This is a genomic window from Serratia sp. Ae19-1, from assembly GCF_059801225.1.
The window spans coordinates 12,301-35,967 of sequence record NZ_JBCHWD010000012.1 but is presented as its reverse complement, the minus strand read 5'-3'; the positions used below and the strand labels follow the sequence as shown (position 1 = coordinate 35,967).

Below are 23,667 nucleotides of genomic sequence, written 5' to 3'. Positions count from 1 at the left end.
CGCTGACCAGAAGAAACATCTGAATTCCAAACCTTAAATGCTCGCGGCCTACTGATATTTTTTCGTTCGGCGCGTCGGTACCGCCGTGGCCGGGTCGTCCGGCCACGCATGTTTCGGGTAGCGGCCCTTCATCTCTTTTTGCACCTCACGATAGGCGCCTTGCCAGAAGGCCGCCAGATCGCCGGTGATTTGCAACGGCCGGTGCGCCGGTGAGAGTAACTCAAGCACCACCGGGATGCGACCCTCCGCCAGCATCGGGCTGCGCTGCTCACCGAACACTTCCTGCAATCGTACCGCCAGCGCCGGCGGTTTGCCGGCCTCATAACGGATTGGCAAGCGGCTGCCGGTCGGCACAGTGTAATGAGTGGGTAGCGCATTATCCAGCCGCTGCTTTTGCTGCCAGTCCAACAGCCGTGACAGCGCCTCGGCGATGTTGACCTGCTTCAACCCGCGCAGATCGCGCACGCCGCTCAGCGACGGCAGCAGCCACTGTTCCAACGCCGCCAGCAGCGGTTCTTCGTCCATCGCCGGCCATTCCGCCTCCGGCAGCCAGGCTTGCGCACACTGCAGGCGCACCCGCAATTGTTCGGCGGCGCCCTCCCAGTTGAGCACCGCCAACCCCTGCGCGCGCACCCAATCGAGCAGCGCCTGCCGCAGCTCTTCATCCGCCGGTTTGGCCAGCGGCTGGGCGCGCAACGTCAGACGGCCGATCTGCTGGCGCTTCCAGGCGCGCAGCGTGCCCTTCTCTTCATCCCACTCCACCGCCGTACGCGGCGTGACGATCGCCGGCAGCTGCGCCGCCAGCGCCTCGATATCGACCGGCAACGCCAGCAAAATACGCGCATCGGGGCTGTTGTGGCCCTGCAACAGACTGGGGACGATCAGCCACGGCGCGCGCGACAGCGCTTCGTCCTGGTTCATCGCCGCGCCCATGCCGTTGGCCAGCAGGTAGCGGCCATCCTGACCGCGCCGCTGGGCGATGCGATCGGTAAACGCCAGCGCCAGCAGACGCGGTGCCAGATCGATATCGATTTGCCCCGCACGCTGCGGCAGGCGTTTGGCCAACTGCGCGGCGCGCTGCCGCCAGTTCGGCTGCGGGCGGCTCAGCCAGTAGCCGATATCCATCTGCCCGCCGCGCGGCGGCTCCTCCAGCAATGCCGTCAGCAACGCCGCCGTTGCCAGGCCATCGGCGCTCAGCGCCGCGCCGGCGACCAGCATCGCCGCCAGCCGTGGCTCACAGCCCAATGCGGCCATCTGGCGCCCCGACGCGGTGAGCTTGTCGCCGTCATCCGTGGCCCCCAGCCGCTGCAGCAACGCCCTGGCCGCCGCCAATGCCGCCGCCGGAGGCGCGTCAAGCCAGGTCAGTTGCGCCGGATCATGACAACCCCACTGCAGCAGTTCGAGCCAGAAACCGGTGAGATCGCTCTGTAAAATTTCCGGTTCAGCGTGTTCCACCGCACGCTCCGCCTGCTCCTTGGCGAACAGGTGCCAGCAAATGCCCGGCTCCAGGCGCCCAGCACGCCCGGCGCGCTGCACCATCGAAGCCTGACTGATGCGCTGCGTCGCCAGCCGCGTCAAACCGTTGCGCACCTCGTAGCGCGCCACGCGCTCCAGGCCGCTGTCCACCACCAACCGAATGCCTTCAATAGTCAGACTGGTCTCGGCGATGTTGGTCGCCAGCACCACCTTGCGGCGGCCAGACGCCGCCGGCTGAATCGCTTTTTGCTGCTGCGCCAGCGGCAACGCGCCATACAGCGGGCAAAGATCGGTATCGCTCGCCACCTCGCCGGTCAAGCGCTCCAGCACCCGATTGATCTCCGCCACACCCGGCAGGAACAGCAGCAACGACCCCGCCTGCTCGGCCAGCAGGCGCTTCACCGCCGCCGCAACGCCGTCTTCCAGCCGCAGATGGCTGGCCAACGGCTGATACTGGCGCTCAACCGGGAAGCTGCGCCCTTCGGACACCACCACCGGCGCTTCCGGCAGCAGCTGCGTCATACGGGCGTTATCCAACGTAGCCGACATGATCAGCAGTTTCAGATCGTCGCGCAGCCCTTGCTGCACATCGAGCAGCATCGCCAGCGCCAGATCGGCCTGCAGGCTGCGCTCGTGGAATTCATCGAGGATCACCAACGATACGCCCTGCAGCTCGGCATCCTGCTGCAGCATGCGGGTGAGAATGCCTTCCGTCACGACCTCCAGCCGGGTCTGCGGCCCGCTTTTACTTTCGGCGCGCATGCGGTAGCCCACGGTCTGACCGGGCTCTTCTCCCAGTTGCTGCGCCAGACGGTAAGCGACGTTTTTCGCCGCCAGCCGCCGCGGCTCCAGCATGATAATGCGCCCCGGCAGCCCGGCGTTAGCCAGGATCTGCAGCGGCAGCCAGGTGGATTTACCGGCGCCGGTCGGGGCGTGCAACAGCACCTGCGGGGCAGACTGCAGCGCAGCCAGCAACTCATCGAGCACCGCGCTGACGGGCAATGAAGACACTGAATTCTCCGTAGTGGTTAACGTTAAACGGCGTACAGTGTAGCATTAGCTGTATCCCCGTAGCCTTTCAAACTGCGGCGGCGTTAGCTATAGTACGGAGCTCATCCATGTGCCCCGCCCCTCGTGGGGCCGTTGCAAGCCGCATTCCTGTCTGTCCCGACGGATTCGTCATTATTTACCGAGCCCCCATGTCCAATTCGCGCCGCCTGTTTTTCGCCTTGTCCTTGCCTGATGCCCTGCAACAGCAGGTGATCCGCTGGCGCGCCGAGGCGTTTGCGCCAGAGGCCGGCCGACCGGTGGTGGCGGCCAATTTGCACCTGACGCTGGCGTTTCTCGGCGAGGTCTCCGCCCAAAAAGAGCTGGCGCTGCGCAAGCTGGCCGGCCGCATCGTGCAACCCGGCTTCAGCATGCGGCTCGACGATCTCGGCCATTGGCCGCGCCCCGGCGTGGTCTGGCTCGGCACCCGCCGCGCGCCGCGCGGGCTGTTGCAGCTGGCCGAGCTGTTGCGTTCGCAGGCCGCCCGCAGCGGCTGCCATCAAAGCGCGTTGCCGTTCCATCCGCACATCACGCTGCTGCGCGCCGCCACCCAGCCGGTGGCGATCCCGCCGGCGACGCCGGGTTGGACATTCAGCGCCGACGCCTTTTCCTTGTATGAGTCGGTATTCGAAAACGGCCGCACTCGTTACCAACACCTCGAACAGTGGCCGCTGGCCAAGCAGGCATCCGCATGATTTTCTCTCCACCGCTGCGCTCCGCCACGCTGATCAAACGTTACAAGCGCTTTCTGGCGGACGTGATCACCCCGGAAGGGGAAACCTTTACGCTGCACTGCGCCAATACCGGCGCCATGACCGGTTGCGCTACGCCTGGCGACACCGTTTGGTACTCCACCTCGGACAATCCCAAACGCAAATACGCCCACAGCTGGGAACTGACCCATACCCAACAGGGGCACTGGATCTGTGTCAACACCCTGCGCGCCAACGCGCTGGTGCGTGAGGCAATTGAACACAATTTAATCAATGAATTATCCGGTTACAGTAAAATTAGCGGCGAAGTGAAATACGGCGCTGAAAACAGCCGTATCGATTTGTTATTACAGGCAGAAAACCGGGTTAACTGCTATATTGAAGTTAAGTCAGTCACATTACTGCAACAACAACGTGGTTACTTTCCTGATGCGGTAACGCTCAGAGGGCAAAAGCACCTGCGTGAGTTGCTCAGCGTGGTTGAAAGCGGGCAACGGGCGGTGTTGTTCTTTGCCGTGTTACACAGCGGTATTGAGCAGGTCGCACCGGCACATCATATAGATGAGCGCTATGCGGCGCTGTTGGCACAGGTCCGGCAGTTGGGAGTGGAAGTGGTTTGCTACGGGGCAAAATTATCACCTGACGGTATTTATCTCTGCGATAAGCTGCCGTTTTTTATCGATTAGCGCAGTCGGGTCCCTATAAATAGACAACCGACCAGCACGATCGCCAAATACGCCTTCCTTCACACGATTGTCAAGCGGGCGACAGGAATAATTGCCAACCTACCTTCCTTCTGTTATTTATAGCGGCCTGTTTTTCCCCCGCATTGGGGATTCGATAGTGCGTGTGTATGTAGGAGAAGCAACATGCAAGAAGGGCAAAACCGTAAAACCTCGTCCTTGAGCATTCTCGCCATCGCTGGGGTGGAGCCGTACCAAGAGAAGCCGGGCGAAGAGTACATGAACGACGCCCAGTTGTCGCATTTCAAGCGCATTCTTGAAGCGTGGCGCAACCAGCTCAGGGACGAAGTGGACCGTACTGTATCGCATATGCAAGAAGAGGCAGCCAACTTCCCTGATCCGGCCGACCGTGCCACTCAGGAAGAAGAGTTCAGCCTTGAACTGCGTAACCGTGACCGTGAACGCAAACTGATCAAAAAGATCGAGAAAACGCTGAAGAAAGTGGAAGACGATGATTTCGGCTACTGCGAATCTTGTGGCGTGGAGATCGGTATTCGTCGCCTCGAAGCGCGTCCGACCGCCGATCTGTGCATCGACTGCAAGACGCTGGCTGAGATCCGCGAAAAGCAGATGGCCGGCTAATACCGTTGTTACCGCTGCGGCGTGCGCACCCTCGCGCGCCGCACAGAGAAAAGGGAACCTCTCCCCTCTGATATGCAAGAAAGTCATTATGTGGGGCGCTTTGCCCCATCGCCTTCCGGGGATCTGCATTTCGGTTCGCTGATTGCCGCTCTGGGAAGCTACCTTCAGGCTCGCGCCCAACGCGGGCAGTGGCTGGTTCGCATCGAAGATATCGACCCGCCGCGTGAAGTCCCCGGCGCCGCCGCTCGCATCCTGTCCGCGCTGGAACATTATGGTCTCCACTGGGACGGCCAGGTCATCTATCAATCCCAACGTCACGATGCCTACCGCGCCACGCTGGATCTGTTGCAGCGCCAGGGGCTCAGCTATTACTGCACCTGCACCCGCAGCCGCATCCAGCACATCGGCGGATTGTACGACGGCCACTGCCGCGATTTGCAGCTCGGCCCGCAGGGTGCCGCCATCCGCTTGCGCCAGACCGCGCCCGTTTACGGGTTCCACGATCGCCTGCAGGGAGAGCTGCACGCCGATCCGGCTCTGGCGGGAGAAGACTTCATCATTCGCCGCCGCGACGGGCTGTTCGCCTATAACCTGGCGGTGGTGATCGACGACCATTTTCAGGGCGTGACCGAGATTGTGCGCGGCGCCGACCTGATCGAACCGACGGTGCGCCAAATCGCCCTCTACCGCCAGCTGCAGGCGCCGGAGCCGGCCTATGTGCATCTGCCGCTGGCGCTGGGCGCCAACGGCATCAAGCTGTCGAAGCAAAATCATGCGCCGGCGTTGCCCGCAGGCGATCCGCGCCCGGTGCTGATCGCCGCGCTGGAATTTCTGCGCCAACCGCTGCCGGAAAGCTGGCAAGATCTTGACCTGCCATTATTATTGAGCTGGGCAGTCGAACATTGGCGGTTGGAAAACGTGCCGCGTCAGGAGGCTATCCCTCTGGATGAAAACACGCCGGCATTCTCAAAGGAGCCCTGGTGAGCTATGATTAGCCGCTATTTTTTGTTAGCTCCATTTTTATCAGTCACTATCGAGGTGTACCATTTTTACCCGAGTAGCCAACTTCTGTCGTAAGGTACTGACCCGCGATGACAAGCTGCCCCGCGACGACGCGGCGGCCGGCGATAAAAACGTAGTCCGCGAAGAGCGTGCCGCGGCGCCAAGCCGCCCTGCGCCACAGCCGCGCGCCGCCGATAACGGCAGCAGCGCCCCTGCCCGCCGCTCAACGCCGCGCAAGCGTCCGCCTTTCCCCCTCGCCGAGAGCAACGACTCGATGACCGTGATCCCGCGCGAACAGCACTCGATTTCCCGCAAAGACATCAGCGAGAATGCGCTGAAAGTGCTTTATCGCCTGAACAAGTCCGGCTACGAGGCCTATCTGGTCGGCGGCGGCGTACGCGATTTGTTGCTCGGCAAAAAGCCGAAAGACTTCGACATCACCACCAACGCTACGCCGGAGCAAGTGCGCAAGCTGTTCCGCAACTGCCGCCTGGTCGGTCGCCGCTTCCGCCTGGCGCACGTGATGTTCGGGCCGGAGATCATCGAAGTGGCTACTTTCCGCGGCCACCACGAACAAAATCAGGAATCCGACAAGAACTCCTCCCAGCAGGCACAAAACGGCATGCTGCTGCGCGACAACATCTTCGGCTCGATCGAGGAAGACGCCCAGCGCCGTGATTTCACCATCAACAGCCTGTACTACGGCGTGGCGGATTTCACCCTGCGCGATTACGTCGGCGGCCTGAACGACCTGAAACAAGGCGTGATTCGCCTGATCGGCGATCCGGAAACCCGCTACCGCGAAGATCCGGTGCGCATGCTGCGCGCGGTGCGCTTCGCCGCCAAACTGGATATGCGCATCAGCGAAGAAACCGCCGAGCCGATCCCGCGTCTGGCCTCGCTGCTGCATGAGATCCCACCGGCGCGTCTGTTCGAAGAATCCCTCAAGCTGCTGCAGGCGGGTTACGGTTTCCAGACCTACCTGAAGCTGTGCGAATACCAGCTGTTCCAACCGCTGTTCCCGCTGATCGCCCGAAACTTTACGCCGAACCACGATACGCCGATGGAACGCATTCTGGTGCAGGTGCTGAAGAACACCGATCATCGTCTGCAGAACGACATGCGCGTCAATCCGGCGTTCCTGTTCGCCGCCATGCTGTGGTACCCGCTGCTGGAGCACGCGCAGAAGCTGGCGCAGGAAAGCGGCCTGGCCTATTACGACGCCTTCGCGCTGGCGATGAACGACGTGCTCGACGAGCAGTGCCGCTCGCTGGCCATCCCGAAACGCATCACCACGCTGGTGCGCGATATCTGGCAGCTGCAGCTGCGCCTGTCCCGCCGCCAGGGCAAACGCGCGCACAAACTGATGGAGCATCCGAAATTCCGCGCCGCCTATGATTTGCTGGCGCTGCGCGCGGAAGTGGAAGACAATCAGGAAATGTTGCGTCTGGCCGAGTGGTGGGGCGAATTCCAGGACGCCACGCCGGCGCGGCAGAAAGCCATGCTGAGCACCCTGGGTGACGATCCGGCGCCGCGCCGCGCGCGTCAACGCCGCCCTCGCCGCCGGGCACCGCGTAAAGAAGGGGCATAATGATCCGCGTTTATATCGCGCTGGGCAGCAACCTGGCGCAGCCGCTGCAACAGGTTAAAGCCGCACTGGAGGCGCTGGAGCATCTCCCGCGCACCCGGTTGGTCACCTGTTCTTCGTTTTACCGCACCAAGCCGCTGGGGCCGCAAAACCAGCCGGATTTTCTCAATGCGGTGGTGGCACTGGATACCCTGTTGCCGCCCGAACAGCTGCTCGACCATACCCAGGCGATAGAACGCAATCAGGGGCGCGTGCGCAAGGACGAACGCTGGGGGCCGCGCACGCTCGATCTGGACATCATGCTGTACGGCGACAAGGTGATCCATACCGAGCGTCTGACGGTGCCGCATTACGGCCTGAAAGAGCGCGAATTCATGCTCTACCCGCTGGCGGAAATCGCCCCTGACCTGATTTTCCCCGATGGCGAACCGCTCGCCAGCTGCCTCAAGCGCGTGCCGGAAAACGGCATGGCGCTGTGGCATCAGCCCAAACCGAAGTCCTGACCCGCCTACAGCGCCAGCCGCGCAACGAACCCGCCCGCCGAGCGATTGGCGAAGCTGACCTGCAAACCATGCAGCCCGGCGATGCGCTGCACGATCGATAATCCCAGCCCGCTGCCGGTTTGTTCCTGCCCCGGCGGGCGATAGAAGCGTTCTCCCAGCCGCGCCAGATGCTCCGTGGTCACCCCCGGACCGTCGTCCTCCACCGTCAGCGAGCGTTCGCTCAATGTCACGGTGACCACGCCGCCCTTCGGGGTGTAGCGCACCGCGTTGTCCAGCAAGTTGCGCAATAGCAGCGACAGCAGCAAGGTCTGGCCCTGACGCGCCGGCGGCGTTCCCTGCTGTTCATAACGCAGCGTCACGCCCGCCGCATAAGCCTGCTTATCCTGTTCCGCCAAGGTCATCGTCACCAGTTCGTTCCAGTCGATCGGCGTCAGCTCGGCCAGATCCGACAGCGAATCCAGCCGCGACAGCGTGAGTAGTTGATCCACCAGCCGGGTGGCGCGATCGATGCCCACCGTCAGATTGTCCAGCGCATGCTCACGCATCGGCGCATCGTCCCCCGCCAACTGCACCACTTCGGTCTGCACCCGCAGCGCCGCCAGCGGGCTACGCAGCTCGTGCGCGGCATCGGAGGTGAAGCGCCGTTCCCGCACCAGCAAAGCGTTGATGCGGGCAAACAGCGCATTGAGCGCATCCACCAGCGGACGCACCTCGGTCGGCACCTGGCGCGCGTCCAGCGGCGTCTCGTCATCGGGTGCGCGCCGGCGCAAACCGGCCGCCACCGCGCGCAGCGGCCGCAGCTCGCGCCCTACCATCAGCGCGATCAGCAGCATCAGCACCGGCAGCGTCACCAGCCAGGGCACCAGTTGGCCGGTCACCATGCCCAACGCCATATCGCGCCGGTAATCCCATTCCTGACCAACCACGATACGGTAACGACCGTCCGGGCTGGTCAGCCACAGCAGACGCCAGCTGTCGTCATCACCTTTGCGCTCGCCGTCGGTAAAACCTTCACGCTCTTCGTCAAACAGGAAGTCGGCGCCGTTCTCGCCGTCGTTGAGCAGCATCTTGCCCTGGCGATCGAAGATGGCGAACGCCAGCGCGTCGTCGTCCTGCTCGCCACGCTTGCCGTGGTGCACCAGCTTCTTGGTTTTCGGCAGGCTGCGCGCGCTTTCATCGGCCAGCAGATCGCCGAGGTTGGCGGTCGCCAGCCGTTTGGCGAACAGCATCTGTTGGGTGTCGAACACTTCGTTGATGGTGTTGCGCGACATCACCCAGGCCACCACGCTGGCGGTGCTCCAGGTCAGCAGCGCCAACAGGCTGAAGATCAGGATCAGGCGCAGCCGCAGGCTGAGACGCTTCACGGCGCATCCCCCAGCGTGTAACCCACGCCGTGGATGGTGCGGATGAAACCGTTGCCCAGCTTGCGCCGCAGGTGATGAATATGCACTTCCACCGCGTTGCTGCTCACCTCGTCGTCCCAGTTATACAGCTTCTCCTGAATCAACGGCCGCGCCAGCACCCGCCCCTTGTTGTGCAGGAACAGTTCCAGCACCGCCAATTCACGCGGCGTCAGCGTCACCGGCTCGCCGTTGCAGCTCACGCTGCGGGTAGCGCTGTCGAGCACCACGTTGCCGTGCGTCAACTGCGGCATCAGTTGGCCGTGGCGACGACGGATCAACGCCTGCAGCCGCGCCGCCACTTCGGCCAACGCGAACGGCTTGCACAGGTAATCGTCGGCGCCGCTTTGCAGCCCGCTGACCCGCTGCTCCAGCGCGTCGCGGGCGGTAAGGATCAATACCGGTACATCCTGCCCGGCCTGGCGCCACTGGCGCAGCAGATCCAGGCCGTCGAGGCCCGGCAAACTGAGATCGAGGATCACCGCGTCGTAGGGCGCGCTGTCCAGCGCGTTTTTACCGACGGCGCCATCGGTGAACCAGTCCAGATTGAAGCCGAGTTTGGTCAGCCCGGCCTTGATGCCGTCCCCGATCAGTTTGTCATCTTCGATCAGCAAAATTCGCATGAGTATCCCTTTTAAGTCATGGCGCCATTGCACCACAAGGTTCTTAAGAACCGCTTAAGCATGGCGATCCGCGCTACCCACCCCGATCGGGTTACAGTAGAATGGCTGCACTTTTTTTGCAGCCTGGGCCTGCGTACGCCGCACGGCCCGTTTCAGGAGACGTTGTGATGAAACCCACCACCGTGACCCATTTGCGCCAGTGGAAACAGGAGCAACGCAAGTTTGCTACCCTTACCGCCTACGATGCCAGCTTTGCCAAACTGTTTGAAGAGCAAGGCATCAAAGTCCTGTTGGTGGGCGATTCGCTGGGCATGACGCTGCAGGGCCACGACTCCACGCTGCCGGTCACCGTCGCCGACGTGGCCTATCACACGCGCGCCGTGCGCCGCGGCGCGCCGGCCTGCCTGCTGCTGGCCGATCTGCCGTTCATGAGTTACGCCACCCCCGAACAGACCTTCGCCAATGCCGCCGAGCTGATGCGCGCCGGCGCCAACATGGTGAAACTGGAAGGCGGCAGTTGGCTGTGCGACACGGTGAAAATGCTCGCCGAGCGCGCGGTGCCGGTGTGCGGCCACCTGGGCCTGACGCCGCAGTCGGTCAACGTGTTCGGCGGCTATAAGGTGCAAGGGCGCGACGAACTGGCCGCCAAACAGCTGCTGCAGGACGCGCAGAATCTGGAACTGGCCGGCATTCAGCTGCTGGTGCTGGAGTGCGTGCCGACCGAGCTGGCGCGCCAGATCACCGAAGCGCTGTCCATTCCGGTCATCGGTATCGGCGCCGGCAACGGCACCGACGGCCAGATCCTGGTGATGCACGACGCCTTCGGCATCACCGGCGGCCACACGCCGAAGTTCGCCAAGAACTTCCTGGCGCAGAGCGGCGATATCCGCACGGCGGTGCAGCACTACATTCAGGAAGTGGAGCAAGGCCTCTACCCGGCGGCTGAACACTCTTTTAACTAAGCGATGGTTCCAGGAGTCACCCAATGATTATTATCGAAACCCTGCCGATGCTGCGCCAGCAGATCCGCCGCTGGCGCCAGGAAGGCAAACGCATCGCGCTGGTGCCGACCATGGGCAACCTGCACGACGGCCACATGACGCTGGTCGATGAAGCGCGCGCCCGTGCCGACGTGGTGGTGGTGAGCATCTTCGTCAACCCGATGCAGTTCGAGCGACCGGACGATCTGGCGCGCTACCCGCGCACGCTGCAGGAAGACAGCGAGAAGCTGACCCGCCGCGGCGTCGATCTGGTGTTCGCGCCGGCCCCGGCCGCGGTCTATCCGCAGGGGCTGGAGCAGCAGACCTACGTCGACGTGCCGGGCATCTCCACCATCCTGGAAGGCGCCAGCCGGCCGGGCCACTTCCGCGGCGTTTCCACCATCGTCAGCAAGCTGTTCAACCTGGTGCAACCTGATTTGGCCTGTTTCGGCGAGAAGGATTACCAACAGCTGGCGCTGATCCGCAAAATGGTGGCGGACATGGGTTACGACATCGACATCGTCGGCGTGCCGACCGTACGCGCCAAAGACGGCCTGGCCCTCAGTTCGCGCAACGGTTACCTGACCGCCGAAGAGCGCAAGATCGCGCCGCAGCTGAGCAAGATCATGAACGCGCTGGCGCAACAGCTGGCCAATGGCGAACGCCATGTCGAAGAACTGCTGGAGCAGACTGCCGAGCAGCTGCGCGCCGCCGGCTTTACGCCGGATGAGCTATTCATTCGCGACGCCGACAGTCTGCAGCCGCTGACGGTGGACAGCCAACGGGCGGTGGTGCTGATGGCCGCCTGGTTGGGCAAGGCGCGTCTTATCGACAACCAGCAAGTCGATCTGACGCTGTAAGCCATTTTTTATACTGTCGTCACCCTGAAGCCAAGACCATTGGTAGACAATGGCGGGGCAATCGGTGACGATAGAGATTGCAGGGATGCAGGAGAGATGTTCAACCCCAGCGCCTGTGAAGGCCGATATTCAGTTAGGTAAAGCTATGATACGTACTATGCTGCAAGGCAAGCTGCATCGCGTCAAAGTCACTCAGGCTGACTTGCACTATGAAGGGTCCTGCGCCATCGACCAGGATTTCCTGGAGGCCGCCGGCATTCTGGAATATGAAGCGATCGATATTTACAACGTGGATAACGGCCAGCGCTTCTCCACCTACGCTATCGCCGCCGAGCGCGGTTCGCGCATCATTTCGGTCAACGGCGCCGCCGCGCGCTGCGCCTGCGTGGGCGACAAGCTGATCATCTGCTCCTATGTGCAGATGACCGACGCCGACGCTCGCCAACATCACCCGAAAGTCGCCTATTTCGAAGGTGACAACAACCTGCAGCGCAAGGCGAAAGCCGTGCCGGTTCAGGTCGCCTGACAGTAAAAAATCCACCTGCTTAGCAGGTGGCTTTGACACAGCCCCCTAAAAGGGGGCTTAAACACTACTTTTCTAGCCCTAGCTGCATTTGTCTTTCTTCTTCCTCTTTCGCTACCTTGTCCTGGTACCGTACATATCGTCGAATTATCTCTTCGTTTGCCCCTACCGAGTCCACAAAATATCCCCTTTGCCAAAAGTGATTACCCCAAAGCTTGTGCTTTCTTAGATAAGGAAACTTAGCGAACAGCCTGATGGCTGTCCGCCCTTTCACAAATCCCATTAGCTCGGAAACACTTAAACTCGGTGGAGTTCTAACTACCAGATGTATATGATCTATCTGAACATTTAGTTCGACTACTCTGCATTTTTTCATATTGCAGTAGATGTAAATGCTGCGGTAAAGCTCTTTACCGAGATTACCCTTGAGGATTTTGTATCTGTACTTCGGTGTCCATACGAGATGATACTGACATCGATAGAATACGTGGGAAGCAGATTCATATCTGCTCATGCTACTTACTCCTTGATTTGCTGGTAACAAACCGAGGCAGTATTTAGCATGAGCATCCTTCGGGCATAGCCCCACATGAACGATCACCACCTCCATAGGAGGTGGTTTAGGATTGATAATAAAAACGGGCGCCTTGCGCGCCCGTTCTCCCTTACTGCACCACCACCGTGCCCGGCTTGTTGGCTATTCGATCCGCCATGGTCTGGATCGAATCGGTGCGCAGAATATACAGCCGCTTCAGCGTATAGGGATTATCCCCCGGCTTCACCTTGCCTTGCACCGTGGTCACCGCCATGTGGAAGCCGGCATCCTGCGCCGCCTGAATCGCCCGCTGATTGTAGCCGCCGAACGGATAAGACAGATACAGCACGTGCGGATTGAACTGCGACAGCGCGCGGCGTGAACGCTCAAAATCGAACTCGATATTGTGCAGCGAACGGCTCAGCAAAATCGGCTGGCGATTGCCGTCGGTGCGGTGCAGGAAGTGGGTATGCGACTGCACGTCGAACACGTCCTGAATCTGCTTCAGCTCCGAGATGCTCATAAACTGCAGCGAGTCCGGGTTCCATTTTTGCGGGTGGCGCTTGATGCGCGAAGAGATGATGAACGCCGTCGCGCGGAAACCGTAATCCTTCAATACCGGATAAGCGTAGCGATAAACCGATTTCAGCCCGTCGTCGAAGGTCAGCACGATCGCCTTGCCCGGCAGGTTGATCTGGTTCTTCAGGTAGGCTTCCAGCTGATACAGCGAAATGGTGTCGTAGCCCGCCTGTTTCAGGTAGGTCATCTGGTTGCTGAACGCCGCGTCTGAGGTGGTGGTCGACGTGTGGCGGAAGCGCTTGTTCTCTTCGTTTTTAAGTAGGTGGTGGTAAGTCAGCACCGGTATGCCGTTATCGATCTCGCAGTCCAGTTCATTGACGAACCCCAGCCGATCGCCGATGTTGACCTCGTACCAGGTGTTGTTCAGCCGATCCTTCAGCTTGCCGATGATCGGGTAACGCAAGTTGCCTTCCAGCGTGCCAAAGACCTCGCTCTCTTTGTCCGCCGCAGTGTAAACGTCGATCACCTTTTGGGTGATCAAATTCTGGTTGGTCAGCGGCTTGTTCAGTTCGCCCAGATCGTCTTGCACCTTGCGCGACTTCTTCAGCTCACGCACGTCGTCTTTATCGATAAAGCCGGTGCCGTGCCCGAATTTGAATTCGTAGTATTCCGCATCTGCCGGGAACACCTGGATCAGCTGCCCGCGTTTCACTTCCCCTACCGGGATCACATGTTCGCCCACCAACGCATAAACTTCGCTGTCGCGTTGCGCTTCCATGTATTCAGATTTAACCGCGCTGTCTTCCGACAGCAAATTCGCCAGGCTCACAGGGGAAACCAACGACATCAGAATGCCGAGTAACCCAGCCGCTAACTTGTATTGAGGCCGCATGATGATGTTCTGCTTACGAGTGCGTAATGACAAAAGTGAAGGAAATGTGGAGCGCCAGCATAGCACGATTTGAACAACGGGGAACTAACGGTTATTTGAGCAATTCTATTGATTTACGTGCCGTCTGCGCCAGATCAAGGAAAGCGCCCCCGCCGGGAAAGCGAGGGCGCGCCGGGATCAGCTGCGCAGGCCGCGGCCGCGCTCGATCAGGTACCAGGACGCCAGGTAGAACACCGCGATAAACGCCACCAGCACCGCCATGGTGAAGACCAGCGGCACGTCGTTAACGCCGAGAAAACCGTAGCGGAAACCGCTGATCATATAGACGATCGGGTTCAGCTTGGACACCGCCTGCCAGAATGGCGGCAGCAGCGACAGCGAGTAGAACACCCCGCCCAGGTAGGTCAGCGGCGTCAGCACGAAGGTCGGGATCAGACTGATGTCGTCGAAGGTGGTGGCGAACACCGCGTTGATCAGCCCCGCCAGCGAGAACAGGATCGCCGTCAGCAGCAGCGTCAGCGCAATCACCCACCAGGCGTGCACCTGGAGCGGTACGAAGAACAGCGAGATGATGGTCACCAGCACACCGACGCAGATGCCGCGCGCCACGCCGCCGCCGACATAACCGGCGATCACCACGTGGGTCGGCACCGGCGCCACCAGCAGTTCCTCAATGTTGCGCTGGAACTTGGCGCTGAAGAACGACGAGGCGACGTTGGCGTAGGAGTTGGTGATCACCGCCATCATGATAAGGCCGGGCACGATGAACTGCATGTAGCTGAAGCCGTGCATATCGCCGATGCGCGAACCTATCAGGTTGCCGAAGATGATGAAGTACAGCGTCATGGTAATCACCGGCGGCACCAGGGTCTGGATCCAGATGCGCGCGAAGCGGTTCACCTCTTTGGCCCAGATGCTCTGCAAGGCCACCCAATACAAACGCGTCATGCTTTCTCTCCATTGCCGTTAACCAGGGTGACAAACAGCTCTTCCAGGCGATTCGCCTTGTTGCGCATGCTCAGCACCTGCACGCCCTGCGCGCTCAGCTGGGCGAACAGGCCGTTCAGCCCCTGCTCGCGCATCACTTCCACTTCCAGCGTCGAGGTATCCGTCAGGCGGCTATGATAACCGTCCAGCTTCGGCAGCGGGCTTTTCGCCGCCAGATCGAGGATGAAGGTTTCCGACTTCAGTTTGGCCAGCAGCCCCTTCATCGACGTGTTTTCCACCAGCTCTCCGTTCTGGATGATGCCGATGTTGCGGCACAGCATTTCCGCCTCTTCCAGATAGTGGGTGGTGAGGATGATGGTAGTGCCCTGAGCGTTCAGCTCTTTCAGGAAGCCCCACATTGAGCGGCGCAGCTCGATATCCACCCCGGCGGTCGGTTCATCGAGGATCAGCAGCTTCGGCTGATGCATCAGCGCGCGGGCGATCATCAGGCGGCGCTTCATGCCGCCGGACAGCATGCGGGCGCGCTCGTTGCGCTTGCCCCACAGGTCCAGCTGATTGAGGTATTTTTCGGCGCGGGCCATCGCTTCACGCCGCGTGACGCCGTAGTAACCCGCCTGGTTCACCACGATCTGCAACACGGTCTCGAACGGGTTGAAGTTGAACTCCTGCGGCACCAGGCCGAGCTGGCGCTTGGCGTTGACGATGTCTTTATCGATGTCGTAACCGAACACCCGCACGCTGCCAGCGGTTTTGTTCACCAGCGAGCTGATGATGCCGATGGTGGTGGATTTTCCGGCGCCGTTGGGCCCCAGCAGGGCATAAAAATCCCCCGCTTCGACGCTCAGGTCGATGCCGCGCAGCGCCTTTACGCCACCGGCGTAAGTCTTGGTCAGCTGCGCTAATTCCAGTGCATAATTCATATGTAAAATAGTACCTTATGACGATGAGTATGCCGCCGCGCCCCTGTTTGCGAGGCTTGAAACAATAACAATAATCCTAGCATTAGCGGCGTTTTCACTGAGTCGAATCCGTGCGGAAAATGAGGTTGCGCCACTGTTCCGATTTCCAAATTGTGACGCTTACCCTATATTACCCCAACGCAATCTGTTCGTTACGAGTCAATAACCTCCATGAAAGAAATCGAAGAGCTTATCGCCAACAACCAGGCTTGGTCGGCCAGCATCAGCCAGGAAGACCCGGAATTTTTTGAACGTTTAGCCCAGGCGCAAAAGCCCCGTTTCTTATGGATTGGTTGCTCTGACAGCCGCGTTCCCGCAGAACGCCTGACCGGTCTTGAGCCGGGTGAACTGTTCGTCCACCGCAACGTAGCGAACCTCGTTATCCATACCGATCTTAACTGCCTGTCGGTGGTGCAGTATGCGGTAGATGTGCTGGAAGTCGAACACATCATCATCTGCGGCCACCTGGGTTGCGGCGGCGTACAGGCGGCGGTGGAAAACCCGGAGCTGGGTTTGATCGACAACTGGCTGCTGCACATTCGCGATCTGTGGTACAAGCACAGCTCGCTGCTGGGCGAGCTGCCGCCGGAGCAGCGTTTCGACATGCTGTGCGAGATCAACGTCATTGAGCAGGTATACAACCTGGGCCACTCCACCATCATGCAGTCCGCCTGGAAACGCGGTCAGAAGGTGATGATCCACGGCTGGGTATACGGCATTCAGGACGGCCGTCTGCGCGATATGGAAGTGCTGGCGACCAGCCGCGAGAGCCTGGAGATGGGCTACCGCAAAGCGATAGCCAAACTGAAGCAGGATAAAGGCGTATAACCCCGCTGCGGGCGCGGTTTGCCGCGCCCCACATCGATCACTCGTCCAGCAGCACCACTTTGCCGACATACGGCAGGTGACGATAGCGCTGAGCGTAGTCGATGCCATACCCCACCACGAACTCATCCGGGATCGAGAAGCCGACATATTCGACCGGCACCTGCACTTCACGGCGCTCAGGTTTGTCCAGCAGGGTGCAAATCGCCAGCGATTTCGGCCCGCGCAGCGCCAAAATCTCGCGCACCTTGTTCAGCGTGTTGCCGGAATCGATGATGTCTTCCACGATCAGCACGTCTTTGCCACGAATGTCTTCGTCCAGATCCTTGAGGATCTTCACGTCGCGGGTGGTGGACATGCCGCTGCCGTAGCTGGAGGCGGTCATAAAGTCGACTTCGTGCGGCACGTCGATCGCGCGGCACAGATCGGCCATGAACATGAAGGAGCCGCGCAGCAGCCCGACCAGCACCATGTCACTGCCGCTGTCGCGGTAATGTTCGGTGATCTGGCGGCCAAGTTCGGCGATACGGGTCTTAACTTCCTGCTCGGAAATCATTACGTCTACAGTGTGTTTCATAGTATTCAGGTCAGTTGCCGGAAGAAAGGCGCAGAGTTTAGCATAGGCCGTTACGAGTTGCCTCTCTCCCGGACAGGGGAGTTTTCTTTATTAAGGGTATTCCTGACGAGCGTGCAGGACACCCACTATTTCAATGTGCGCAGCCAGCACGCGGTAAACCACAATGTAATTAGGATGAACGACCATTTCACGCGTTCCGTTCACCCTGCCTGGCCGGAATAGATAAGGATGTTCCGCTAACGGGATAACCGACTCTTCAATGCGTTGCAACAGAGCCTCAGCGGCAACGGGATTTCGCTCCGCGATAAAGGCAAGCAGCGTGTATAAACCCGTTTTTGCTTCGTCAGTCCATTTGACGATTAACATGAAGGTCAGGCCGATTTTCTTTTGGCTTTTGCCTGTTCGATAATGTGGCGAGCACCGGCCATGACCTCGTCGTGGGGGACGCGAGGGGTGTCGCTATTGATGGAAGATTCCACAGTGCTTCTGAACCAACGATCATAGCTATCAGCCTGCTCTTGAGTCTCAAACTCAGAAACGATGGGATCCAATTTTGTCGGCATGACGCACTCCTCAACAGCTGATATTTTAATCAGTATAATGGCATCCTTTCATTGAACCAAGCGGTGGCGACGCGAGCGCACCGCCACCTGAGCGCCGGACCGCGATCAATCGGCGACGGTGAAGCCCATCATCATGCCGGTATCTTCGTGCTCCAGCAGGTGGCAGTGGGCCATATACGCATGTTCGCTGCTGGCCGGATGGTCGAAACGCACCAGCACTTCGCTGCGCCATCCTTCGACGCGCACCGTGTCCTTCCAGCCACTGCGGTGCGCCGCCGGCGGTTTGCCGTTTTCCGACAAGATGCGGAACTGAGTGCCGTGAATATGGAACGGGTGCAGCATCATGTCGCCCTCGCCGGAAATGGTCCATTTTTCATACTGGCCCCGTTTGGCGGCGAACATCGGCTTGGCCATATCGAAGGCCTTGCCGTTGATCATGTTGCCATGGCTGAAATCGAACGGTTTGGCTTTGCCCTGCGCACCACCGTGATCCATACCGGCCATCTTGCCATGATCCATGCCTTTCATGTTGCCCATGTTGCCATGGTCCATGTTCTGCATGCCGCCCTTTTCCATACCCGGCATGTTGCCGTGGTCCATGCCTTTCATGTCTGTGCCGCCCATCGCGCCGTGATCCATGCTCATGCCGGCCATCGCCTGGTGGCCATAGCGATCCATCAACGCCTGCATGCCCAGCATATCCAGCTGCGGATCCATCATCAGCTGTAGCCAGCGCTCCTGGATGCCGGCGGTGGCAGGCAATGTCGGCAGCTTCACCAGGCTGTCCGGCATGGTTTTGACGCCCTGCGCCAACGATGGCTGAATGCGCAACACCGGCAGCGCTTGATCGAACGGCGCCAGCGTCATGCCCATCTGCTTAACCGGCAGCGTCACGATATCGAACGCTTTCCCGTCGGAAGCATCGACCAGCACTTCAAAGCGTTCGCCCATCAACATCGGCAACTCGGTCAGTTTCACCGGCTCTGCCAGGAAACCGCCGTCGCTGGCGATGACGTACAGCGGACGATTGTCGCTGGCCGCCAGATTCAACGAGCGGGCGTTGCAGCCGTTAAGGAAACGCAGACGCAGCCAACCGCGCGGCGCCAGATGCTGCGGATACTGCGCGCCGTTGGTGAACATGCGATCGCCAAACCAGCCCACCGCCGCGCTCATCACGTCCAGGCGGTATTCGATCTGCGCGTCTTTGCCCAACCGCTTATCCTGCAGGATCACCGGAATATCATCCTGCCCCCAGGTTTTCGGCAGCGGCAGTTTGGCGCTTTCCTCATCTTCCAGCAGCACCAGCCCCGCCAGCCCCATCATCACCTGGCTGCCGGTTTTACCGTGGGTATGCGGGTGGAACCAACAGGTGGCCGCCGGCTGTTCGACGGTGAAATTCACCGTGCGCGTCGCGCCGGGATGGATCAGCGCCTGCGGGCCGCCATCGACATCGCCGGGAATTTCCAGACCGTGCCAGTGGACGGTGCTGGCCTCCGCCAGGCGGTTTTTGATATCGACCGTCACCGGTTGGCCCCGCTGCAGTTTCACCGCCGGCCCGAGCAACGCGCCGTTGAATCCCCAGGTTTTGGTCGCGGCACCGGGCACCCAGCGGGTTTCCCCCGCCTGCAGCGCCAGCGCAATCTTTCCCTGCGCGTCCGGCGTCAACAGCGGCGGCACCGGTAAAGACGGCCGATCGGCCGCCCAGGCGGCCCGGCTCCATAACGGCAGTGCGCTCGCAGCGCCCAGCGCGGCGGTTAATTTAATAAAATCACGGCGTAACATCGCTGACTCCCTTTTCCCAGTGACATAGCTCAATGCCGCCAGCCTAAACCTTCCCCTTGGCGGAAGGTCAAGCCTTTCCTGGCGGTATTTTAAGCTATGCCTCACAATCAAGAGAGTGCGACTGGCGAACGTGACGCTGGCCCGCCGGTAATAAAATTTGGTGCCTTTACAGGCAAGTGTGGTAACGTCTGCAGACGACAAACAGGTCTATTTCATGATGAAAAAAACAACGTTATCGATGCTGCTGCTGGCGATGCTGGGCTTCTCCAACGCCAGTCTGGCGCTGAATGAATCCGAGGCGGAAGATCTGGCCGATCTGACGGCGGTATTTATTTATTTGAAAAATGATTGCGGCTACAACGATTTGCCAAACGCGCAAATCAAACGCGCCATCGTCTATTTCGCGCAACAAAATCGCTGGGATCTGAGCAACTACAACAGCTTTAACATGAAGGCGCTGGGCGAAGACAGCTATCGCGATCTCAGCGGCATCGCCATTCCAACGCCTAAAAAGTGCAAATCGCTGGCGCGCGACTCTTTGAGCCTGCTGGCTTACGCCAATTAATTCCTCCCCCTTCTCCCGTCCGCCTTCCGCTCCCTCTGTCTGAAATTCAACCGTGCATCGCCAGGCAGAGTTAGCTATTATGTTGCGCCGATTTTTCATGGCTGTTATTACGGAGTTTCCCGCACATGACCCAGAAAGAAATTTGGTACGAAACGCTGCATACGGGCTTCGGCCAGTACTTCTCGGTAGAGAAGGTACTGTACCGCGAGAAGACCGATCATCAGGATCTGGTGATCTTCGAGAACCCGGTGCTGGGGCGCGTGATGGCGCTCGACGGCGTGGTGCAAACCACCGAGCGTGACGAGTTCATCTATCACGAAATGCTGACCCATGTGCCGCTGCTGGCGCACGGCGCGGCGAAGAAAGTGCTGATCATCGGCGGCGGCGACGGCGGCATGCTGCGTGAAGTCAGCCGGCACCCCGGCGTGGAGCAGATCACCATGGTCGAGATCGACGCCGGTGTCGTCGAATTCTGCCGCCAGTACCTGCCCAACCACAGCGCCGGTGCCTATGACGATCCGCGTTTCAAACTGGTGATCGACGACGGCGTCAATTTCGTGAATCAAACCGACGAAACGTTCGATGTGATCATTTCCGACTGCACCGATCCGATCGGCCCCGGCGAAAGCTTGTTCACCTCGGCGTTTTATGAAGGCTGCGCCCGCTGCCTGAATGAGGGCGGCATTTTCGTCGCGCAAAACGGCGTCTGTTTCCTGCAGCAGGACGAGGCGGTCAACAGCCACGCCAAACTGAGCCGCTATTTTACCGACGTCAGCTTCTATCAGGCAGCGATCCCGACCTATTACGGCGGCATCATGACCTTCGCCTGGGCGAGCCAGAATCCGGCGCTGCGCCAGCTCGGTCAGCCTGCCCTGCAACAGCGCTTTAACCAAAGCGGCCTGCGCTGCCGTTACTACAACCCGGCAATTCACGTCGGCAGTTTTGCCCTGCCGCAATATTTGCTCAATGCCCTGAACGTAACACGTTAAGCGAGAAGATAAAGGAGGTGGCCCAAATTGCATAAGCTAAAACTGCACGGCTTCAACAACCTGACCAAGAGCCTGAGTTTTTGTATTTACGATATTTGTTACGCCAAGACCGCAGACGATCGCGACGGCTATATCGCCTACATTGACGAACAATATAATGCCAACCGGCTGACCGAGATCCTGAGCGAAACCTGCTCGATCATCGGCGCCAATATTCTGAATATCGCGCGCCAGGACTACGATCCGCAGGGCGCCAGCGTCACCATCCTGGTCAGCGAAGAACCGATCGACCCGAAAGACGTCGATACGTCGGAACACCCCGGCCCACTGCCGAATACGGTCGTCGCGCACCTGGACAAGAGCCATATCTGCGTGCACACCTACCCGGAAAGCCACCCGGAAGGCGGGCTTTGCACCTTCCGCGCCGATATCGAGGTTTCGACCTGCGGCGTCATTTCGCCCCTCAAGGCGCTGAACTACTTAATTCACCAGTTGGAATCCGACATCGTCACCATGGACTATCGCGTGCGCGGTTTTACCCGCGACGTGAACGGCGTGAAACATTACATCGATCATGAGATCAATTCGATTCAGAACTTTATGTCGGAAGACATCAAAGCGCTGTACCACATGATGGACGTGAACGTTTATCAGGAAAATATCTTCCATACCAAGATGTTGCTGAAAGACTTCGATCTGAAGCACTACCTGTTTAACGCAGAACCGGAAGCGTTGAGCGCCGCCGAGCGCAAACAGATCACCGATCTGTTATGGAAAGAGATGCAGGAAATCTATTACGGCCGCAATATTCCGCATCTGTGATGGAAGGGGCGCACGCGGTGCGCCCCGATGCTTAATACTTCAGCATGAAAGAACGATAGGCCTTCAACACCAGCAGGAAATCCTCAACGCCGCAGAATGAGAGGCTTTCTTCGTCGTAGTAATTCATCCCCTCTTCCATTTCATCGCCTTCGAACTCCAGCTGATTGGCGCGGATCATCACCTCTTCACCATCCATCAACAGCGTATATTCATGGCCTTCCAACTGCCATTGACGCTCGCTGCCTTTTACCTCGGCCGCACCGGCTTCAATGCGGTCCAGCAGGTTGAAATCGCCTTTGACTTCTTCGTTGATCCAGTGGCCAATCGCTTCATGCCCCATCGAAAATCTGACGATCACCTGACCGGTAACGTCACGCAGAAATTCGTAATCCATAGCATGCCCTCCTGAGCCCTTTTTCTTAGTGTAAACATAAATTGATTGCTAACTCAGTGAGCGCTCGCAAAGTTGGCAACTCGGCAAAATAAAACCTCGGCGGCGCGCAATATAGCGGCTTGCGGCGGTGATGGGAAGACGCCGGATGCGATCTATCGAGGAAAGGGAAATGAATACATCATCACCGTGCGGCGCAGGCTCGCCATGCGGAAAGTGTGCCGAGCGTCGGCAGATAACAGGCTATTTATTTGAATCATGTAGAGACCGTGAAGATGTATGTCATGATTTTATCAGATTAATTATTTCCTTTTAAAATAAACAAGTTACCAATTCATGATGCGAGGAGGCTTGATTGACATCTCCTCAATATCGATTAGCTTTTAAATAAAGGAGCTTGAATTGTGTTCACTAGCGGCCAGAGGTGTCCTCACCTCCTTCATACCTATCACCACGATCAGGATGTGTGCCATGAAATACATAATCTCCATTATCGCACTGAGCGTAATGTTCTCTGCATCGGCGTTCGCCGCCAAGCAAATCACGCTTGAAGAATCAGCCAATTACACCAAACTTGGCGATCTCTCCGTTCAACAGACCGGCCTGCCTACCGTCGGCCATAAATACATTTCCGCAGCCGTTGATAAAAAATGTAATGAACTCAGTGGGCTGGACGGGAAGGACTGCTTCTATCGCATCGTCTCCGCCAGCGGACAAGAGAGCGACCACAAAGACATCCATGTAGAGATATTTAAAAAATAGCCCATGCAGCCGCGTACCGACCTCGTCTCGCCACCGTGAAGATGTCGCCGGATGCAGACCATTTCCTGTATCAGGAGATTGAAAATGAACGCTATTTTATCGAAATATCCTATGTTGTTGCTGGCGTGTTTGCTGCTGTTGCCCACGACCAGAGCGGCCGCAGACGTCATCGTCAATATCGGCCCGGAACCCGCTTGCCCCTATGGCTACTACGATTATGCGCCCTACTATTGCGCCCCTTACGGCTATTACGGCCCCGATTGGTTTATCGGCGGCAGATTTATCGGCGCAGGGCCCTGGTTCCACGGTCCACGAGAATTTCGCGGCCATGTGGATAACCGTTTCGATCCCAAACACGGTTACCGAGGCGCATTTCCGGAGCGTGGAGATGTCCCCTTCAACCATTTTAGGGGCAACGAGATGCGCAACGGGCGTGGCTAACCGTATGAATATATGGATGAAAAAAATGGGGCCCTTAATGGGCCCCATCGTTTGATT

General features: G+C 59.2%; 27 protein-coding genes. 15 read left to right on the top strand and 12 right to left on the bottom strand.

All coding sequences use genetic code 11. The features are described 5' to 3' along the window. Positions 1 to 48: 48 nt before the first annotated feature. Positions 49 to 2,487 carry an ATP-dependent helicase HrpB gene (gene hrpB, locus AAIE04_RS23860; protein ID WP_498577787.1) on the bottom strand — a complete coding sequence of 813 codons (2,439 nt, stop codon included), beginning with the start codon at positions 2,485 to 2,487 and terminating at the stop codon, positions 49 to 51. 188 nt (positions 2,488 to 2,675) lie between these two features. Here hrpB and thpR point away from each other — a divergent pair, with 188 nt between their 5' ends. From thpR to folK, 6 genes are all read left to right on the top strand, one after another. After that, the gene (gene thpR, locus AAIE04_RS23855; RefSeq protein ID WP_498577786.1) at positions 2,676 to 3,218 is read left to right on the top strand and encodes an RNA 2',3'-cyclic phosphodiesterase; all 543 of its coding nucleotides are present in this window, start codon (positions 2,676 to 2,678) and stop codon (positions 3,216 to 3,218) included. After that, positions 3,215 to 3,922 carry a DNA/RNA nuclease SfsA gene (gene sfsA / locus AAIE04_RS23850; RefSeq protein WP_019456062.1) on the top strand — a complete coding sequence of 236 codons (708 nt, stop codon included), beginning with the start codon at positions 3,215 to 3,217 and terminating at the stop codon, positions 3,920 to 3,922. The genes thpR and sfsA overlap by 4 nt, the downstream gene beginning before the upstream one ends. Positions 3,923 to 4,105: 183 nt before the next feature. Beyond that, a complete protein-coding gene (dksA, locus tag AAIE04_RS23845) occupies positions 4,106 to 4,561 on the top strand; it encodes an RNA polymerase-binding protein DksA (RefSeq protein WP_004937569.1) in 456 nt (151 codons plus the stop codon). Between the two features lie 72 nt (positions 4,562 to 4,633). Beyond that, a complete protein-coding gene (gene gluQRS, locus AAIE04_RS23840) occupies positions 4,634 to 5,545 on the top strand; it encodes a tRNA glutamyl-Q(34) synthetase GluQRS (RefSeq protein ID WP_498577785.1) in 912 nt (303 codons plus the stop codon). A 61-nt stretch (positions 5,546 to 5,606) separates the two neighbouring features. Then, positions 5,607 to 7,154, top strand: coding sequence for a polynucleotide adenylyltransferase PcnB (gene pcnB / locus AAIE04_RS23835; RefSeq protein ID WP_071532880.1), 1,548 nt, complete (start codon positions 5,607 to 5,609; stop codon positions 7,152 to 7,154). Beyond that, positions 7,154 to 7,654: a 2-amino-4-hydroxy-6-hydroxymethyldihydropteridine diphosphokinase gene (folK, locus tag AAIE04_RS23830; RefSeq protein ID WP_019456064.1), complete on the top strand. Its 501-nt coding sequence runs from the start codon at positions 7,154 to 7,156 to the stop codon at positions 7,652 to 7,654. Before pcnB ends, folK begins: the two co-directional genes overlap by 1 nt. A gap of 5 nt (positions 7,655 to 7,659) precedes the next feature. On the opposite strand, the gene qseC is transcribed toward folK, so the two are convergent. After that, positions 7,660 to 9,018, bottom strand: a complete 1,359-nt coding sequence (gene qseC, locus AAIE04_RS23825; RefSeq protein ID WP_498577784.1) for a quorum sensing histidine kinase QseC — start codon at positions 9,016 to 9,018, stop codon at positions 7,660 to 7,662. Next, the gene (qseB, locus tag AAIE04_RS23820; RefSeq protein ID WP_498577783.1) at positions 9,015 to 9,677 is read right to left on the bottom strand and encodes a quorum sensing response regulator transcription factor QseB; all 663 of its coding nucleotides are present in this window, start codon (positions 9,675 to 9,677) and stop codon (positions 9,015 to 9,017) included. The genes qseC and qseB overlap by 4 nt, the downstream gene beginning before the upstream one ends. A 167-nt stretch (positions 9,678 to 9,844) precedes the next feature. On the opposite strand from qseB, the gene panB reads away from it, so the two are divergent. From panB to panD, 3 genes are all read left to right on the top strand, one after another. Then, positions 9,845 to 10,639, top strand: a complete 795-nt coding sequence (gene panB, locus AAIE04_RS23815; RefSeq protein ID WP_004937548.1) for a 3-methyl-2-oxobutanoate hydroxymethyltransferase — start codon at positions 9,845 to 9,847, stop codon at positions 10,637 to 10,639. A 23-nt stretch (positions 10,640 to 10,662) separates the two neighbouring features. Beyond that, positions 10,663 to 11,517 carry a pantoate--beta-alanine ligase gene (panC, locus tag AAIE04_RS23810; RefSeq protein WP_019456066.1) on the top strand — a complete coding sequence of 285 codons (855 nt, stop codon included), beginning with the start codon at positions 10,663 to 10,665 and terminating at the stop codon, positions 11,515 to 11,517. A 145-nt stretch (positions 11,518 to 11,662) separates the two neighbouring features. Then, the gene (gene panD, locus AAIE04_RS23805) at positions 11,663 to 12,043 is read left to right on the top strand and encodes an aspartate 1-decarboxylase (protein WP_004937544.1); all 381 of its coding nucleotides are present in this window, start codon (positions 11,663 to 11,665) and stop codon (positions 12,041 to 12,043) included. A 64-nt stretch (positions 12,044 to 12,107) separates the two neighbouring features. On the opposite strand, the gene tnpA is transcribed toward panD, so the two are convergent. The 4 genes from tnpA to AAIE04_RS23785 all read right to left on the bottom strand — a co-directional run bounded on the left by tnpA (position 12,108) and on the right by AAIE04_RS23785 (position 15,854). Continuing rightward, positions 12,108 to 12,554 carry an IS200/IS605 family transposase gene (gene tnpA, locus AAIE04_RS23800; RefSeq protein WP_498576569.1) on the bottom strand — a complete coding sequence of 149 codons (447 nt, stop codon included), beginning with the start codon at positions 12,552 to 12,554 and terminating at the stop codon, positions 12,108 to 12,110. Between the two features lie 151 nt (positions 12,555 to 12,705). Then, positions 12,706 to 13,986: a polysaccharide deacetylase family protein gene (locus tag AAIE04_RS23795; protein WP_498577782.1), complete on the bottom strand. Its 1,281-nt coding sequence runs from the start codon at positions 13,984 to 13,986 to the stop codon at positions 12,706 to 12,708. Positions 13,987 to 14,163: 177 nt separating this feature from the next. Further along, positions 14,164 to 14,934, bottom strand: a complete 771-nt coding sequence (locus AAIE04_RS23790; protein WP_019456068.1) for an ABC transporter permease — start codon at positions 14,932 to 14,934, stop codon at positions 14,164 to 14,166. Next, positions 14,931 to 15,854 carry an ABC transporter ATP-binding protein gene (locus AAIE04_RS23785; protein ID WP_015379030.1) on the bottom strand — a complete coding sequence of 308 codons (924 nt, stop codon included), beginning with the start codon at positions 15,852 to 15,854 and terminating at the stop codon, positions 14,931 to 14,933. Before AAIE04_RS23785 ends, AAIE04_RS23790 begins: the two co-directional genes overlap by 4 nt. Positions 15,855 to 16,064: 210 nt before the next feature. Here AAIE04_RS23785 and can point away from each other — a divergent pair, with 210 nt between their 5' ends. After that, complete coding sequence (can, locus tag AAIE04_RS23780) at positions 16,065 to 16,721, top strand: carbonate dehydratase (RefSeq protein WP_019456069.1); 657 nt, start codon at positions 16,065 to 16,067, stop codon at positions 16,719 to 16,721. Between the two features lie 37 nt (positions 16,722 to 16,758). Here the strand turns inward: can and hpt are convergent, their stop codons facing one another. The 4 genes from hpt to cueO all read right to left on the bottom strand — a co-directional run bounded on the left by hpt (position 16,759) and on the right by cueO (position 19,640). After that, positions 16,759 to 17,295, bottom strand: a complete 537-nt coding sequence (gene hpt / locus AAIE04_RS23775) for a hypoxanthine phosphoribosyltransferase (RefSeq protein WP_048234659.1) — start codon at positions 17,293 to 17,295, stop codon at positions 16,759 to 16,761. A 90-nt stretch (positions 17,296 to 17,385) separates the two neighbouring features. Continuing rightward, positions 17,386 to 17,661 carry a type II toxin-antitoxin system RelE/ParE family toxin gene (locus AAIE04_RS23770; RefSeq protein ID WP_004937524.1) on the bottom strand — a complete coding sequence of 92 codons (276 nt, stop codon included), beginning with the start codon at positions 17,659 to 17,661 and terminating at the stop codon, positions 17,386 to 17,388. Between the two features lie 5 nt (positions 17,662 to 17,666). Continuing rightward, positions 17,667 to 17,858 (bottom strand): type II toxin-antitoxin system RelB family antitoxin, encoded by a 192-nt coding sequence (gene relB, locus AAIE04_RS23765; RefSeq protein WP_004937521.1) that lies wholly within the window; start codon positions 17,856 to 17,858, stop codon positions 17,667 to 17,669. A 105-nt stretch (positions 17,859 to 17,963) separates the two neighbouring features. Beyond that, positions 17,964 to 19,640, bottom strand: coding sequence for a multicopper oxidase CueO (cueO, locus tag AAIE04_RS23760; RefSeq protein WP_198636816.1), 1,677 nt, complete (start codon positions 19,638 to 19,640; stop codon positions 17,964 to 17,966). A 217-nt stretch (positions 19,641 to 19,857) separates the two neighbouring features. On the opposite strand from cueO, the gene AAIE04_RS23755 reads away from it, so the two are divergent. From AAIE04_RS23755 to speD, 3 genes are all read left to right on the top strand, one after another. Further along, a complete protein-coding gene (locus tag AAIE04_RS23755; protein WP_004937515.1) occupies positions 19,858 to 20,205 on the top strand; it encodes a YacC family pilotin-like protein in 348 nt (115 codons plus the stop codon). A gap of 125 nt (positions 20,206 to 20,330) precedes the next feature. Next, positions 20,331 to 21,194, top strand: a complete 864-nt coding sequence (gene speE / locus AAIE04_RS23750; RefSeq protein WP_498057725.1) for a polyamine aminopropyltransferase — start codon at positions 20,331 to 20,333, stop codon at positions 21,192 to 21,194. A gap of 27 nt (positions 21,195 to 21,221) precedes the next feature. Continuing rightward, entirely contained in the window at positions 21,222 to 22,016 is a 795-nt protein-coding gene (gene speD / locus AAIE04_RS23745; RefSeq protein WP_126171765.1) for an adenosylmethionine decarboxylase, read from the top strand. A gap of 31 nt (positions 22,017 to 22,047) precedes the next feature. On the opposite strand, the gene yacL is transcribed toward speD, so the two are convergent. Next, entirely contained in the window at positions 22,048 to 22,410 is a 363-nt protein-coding gene (gene yacL, locus AAIE04_RS23740; RefSeq protein WP_004937507.1) for a protein YacL, read from the bottom strand. A gap of 468 nt (positions 22,411 to 22,878) precedes the next feature. Here yacL and AAIE04_RS23735 point away from each other — a divergent pair, with 468 nt between their 5' ends. Further along, positions 22,879 to 23,169 carry a hypothetical protein gene (locus AAIE04_RS23735; protein ID WP_025160355.1) on the top strand — a complete coding sequence of 97 codons (291 nt, stop codon included), beginning with the start codon at positions 22,879 to 22,881 and terminating at the stop codon, positions 23,167 to 23,169. An 84-nt stretch (positions 23,170 to 23,253) separates the two neighbouring features. Then, positions 23,254 to 23,610 carry a hypothetical protein gene (locus AAIE04_RS23730; protein ID WP_071532881.1) on the top strand — a complete coding sequence of 119 codons (357 nt, stop codon included), beginning with the start codon at positions 23,254 to 23,256 and terminating at the stop codon, positions 23,608 to 23,610. Positions 23,611 to 23,667: the final 57 nt, after the last annotated feature.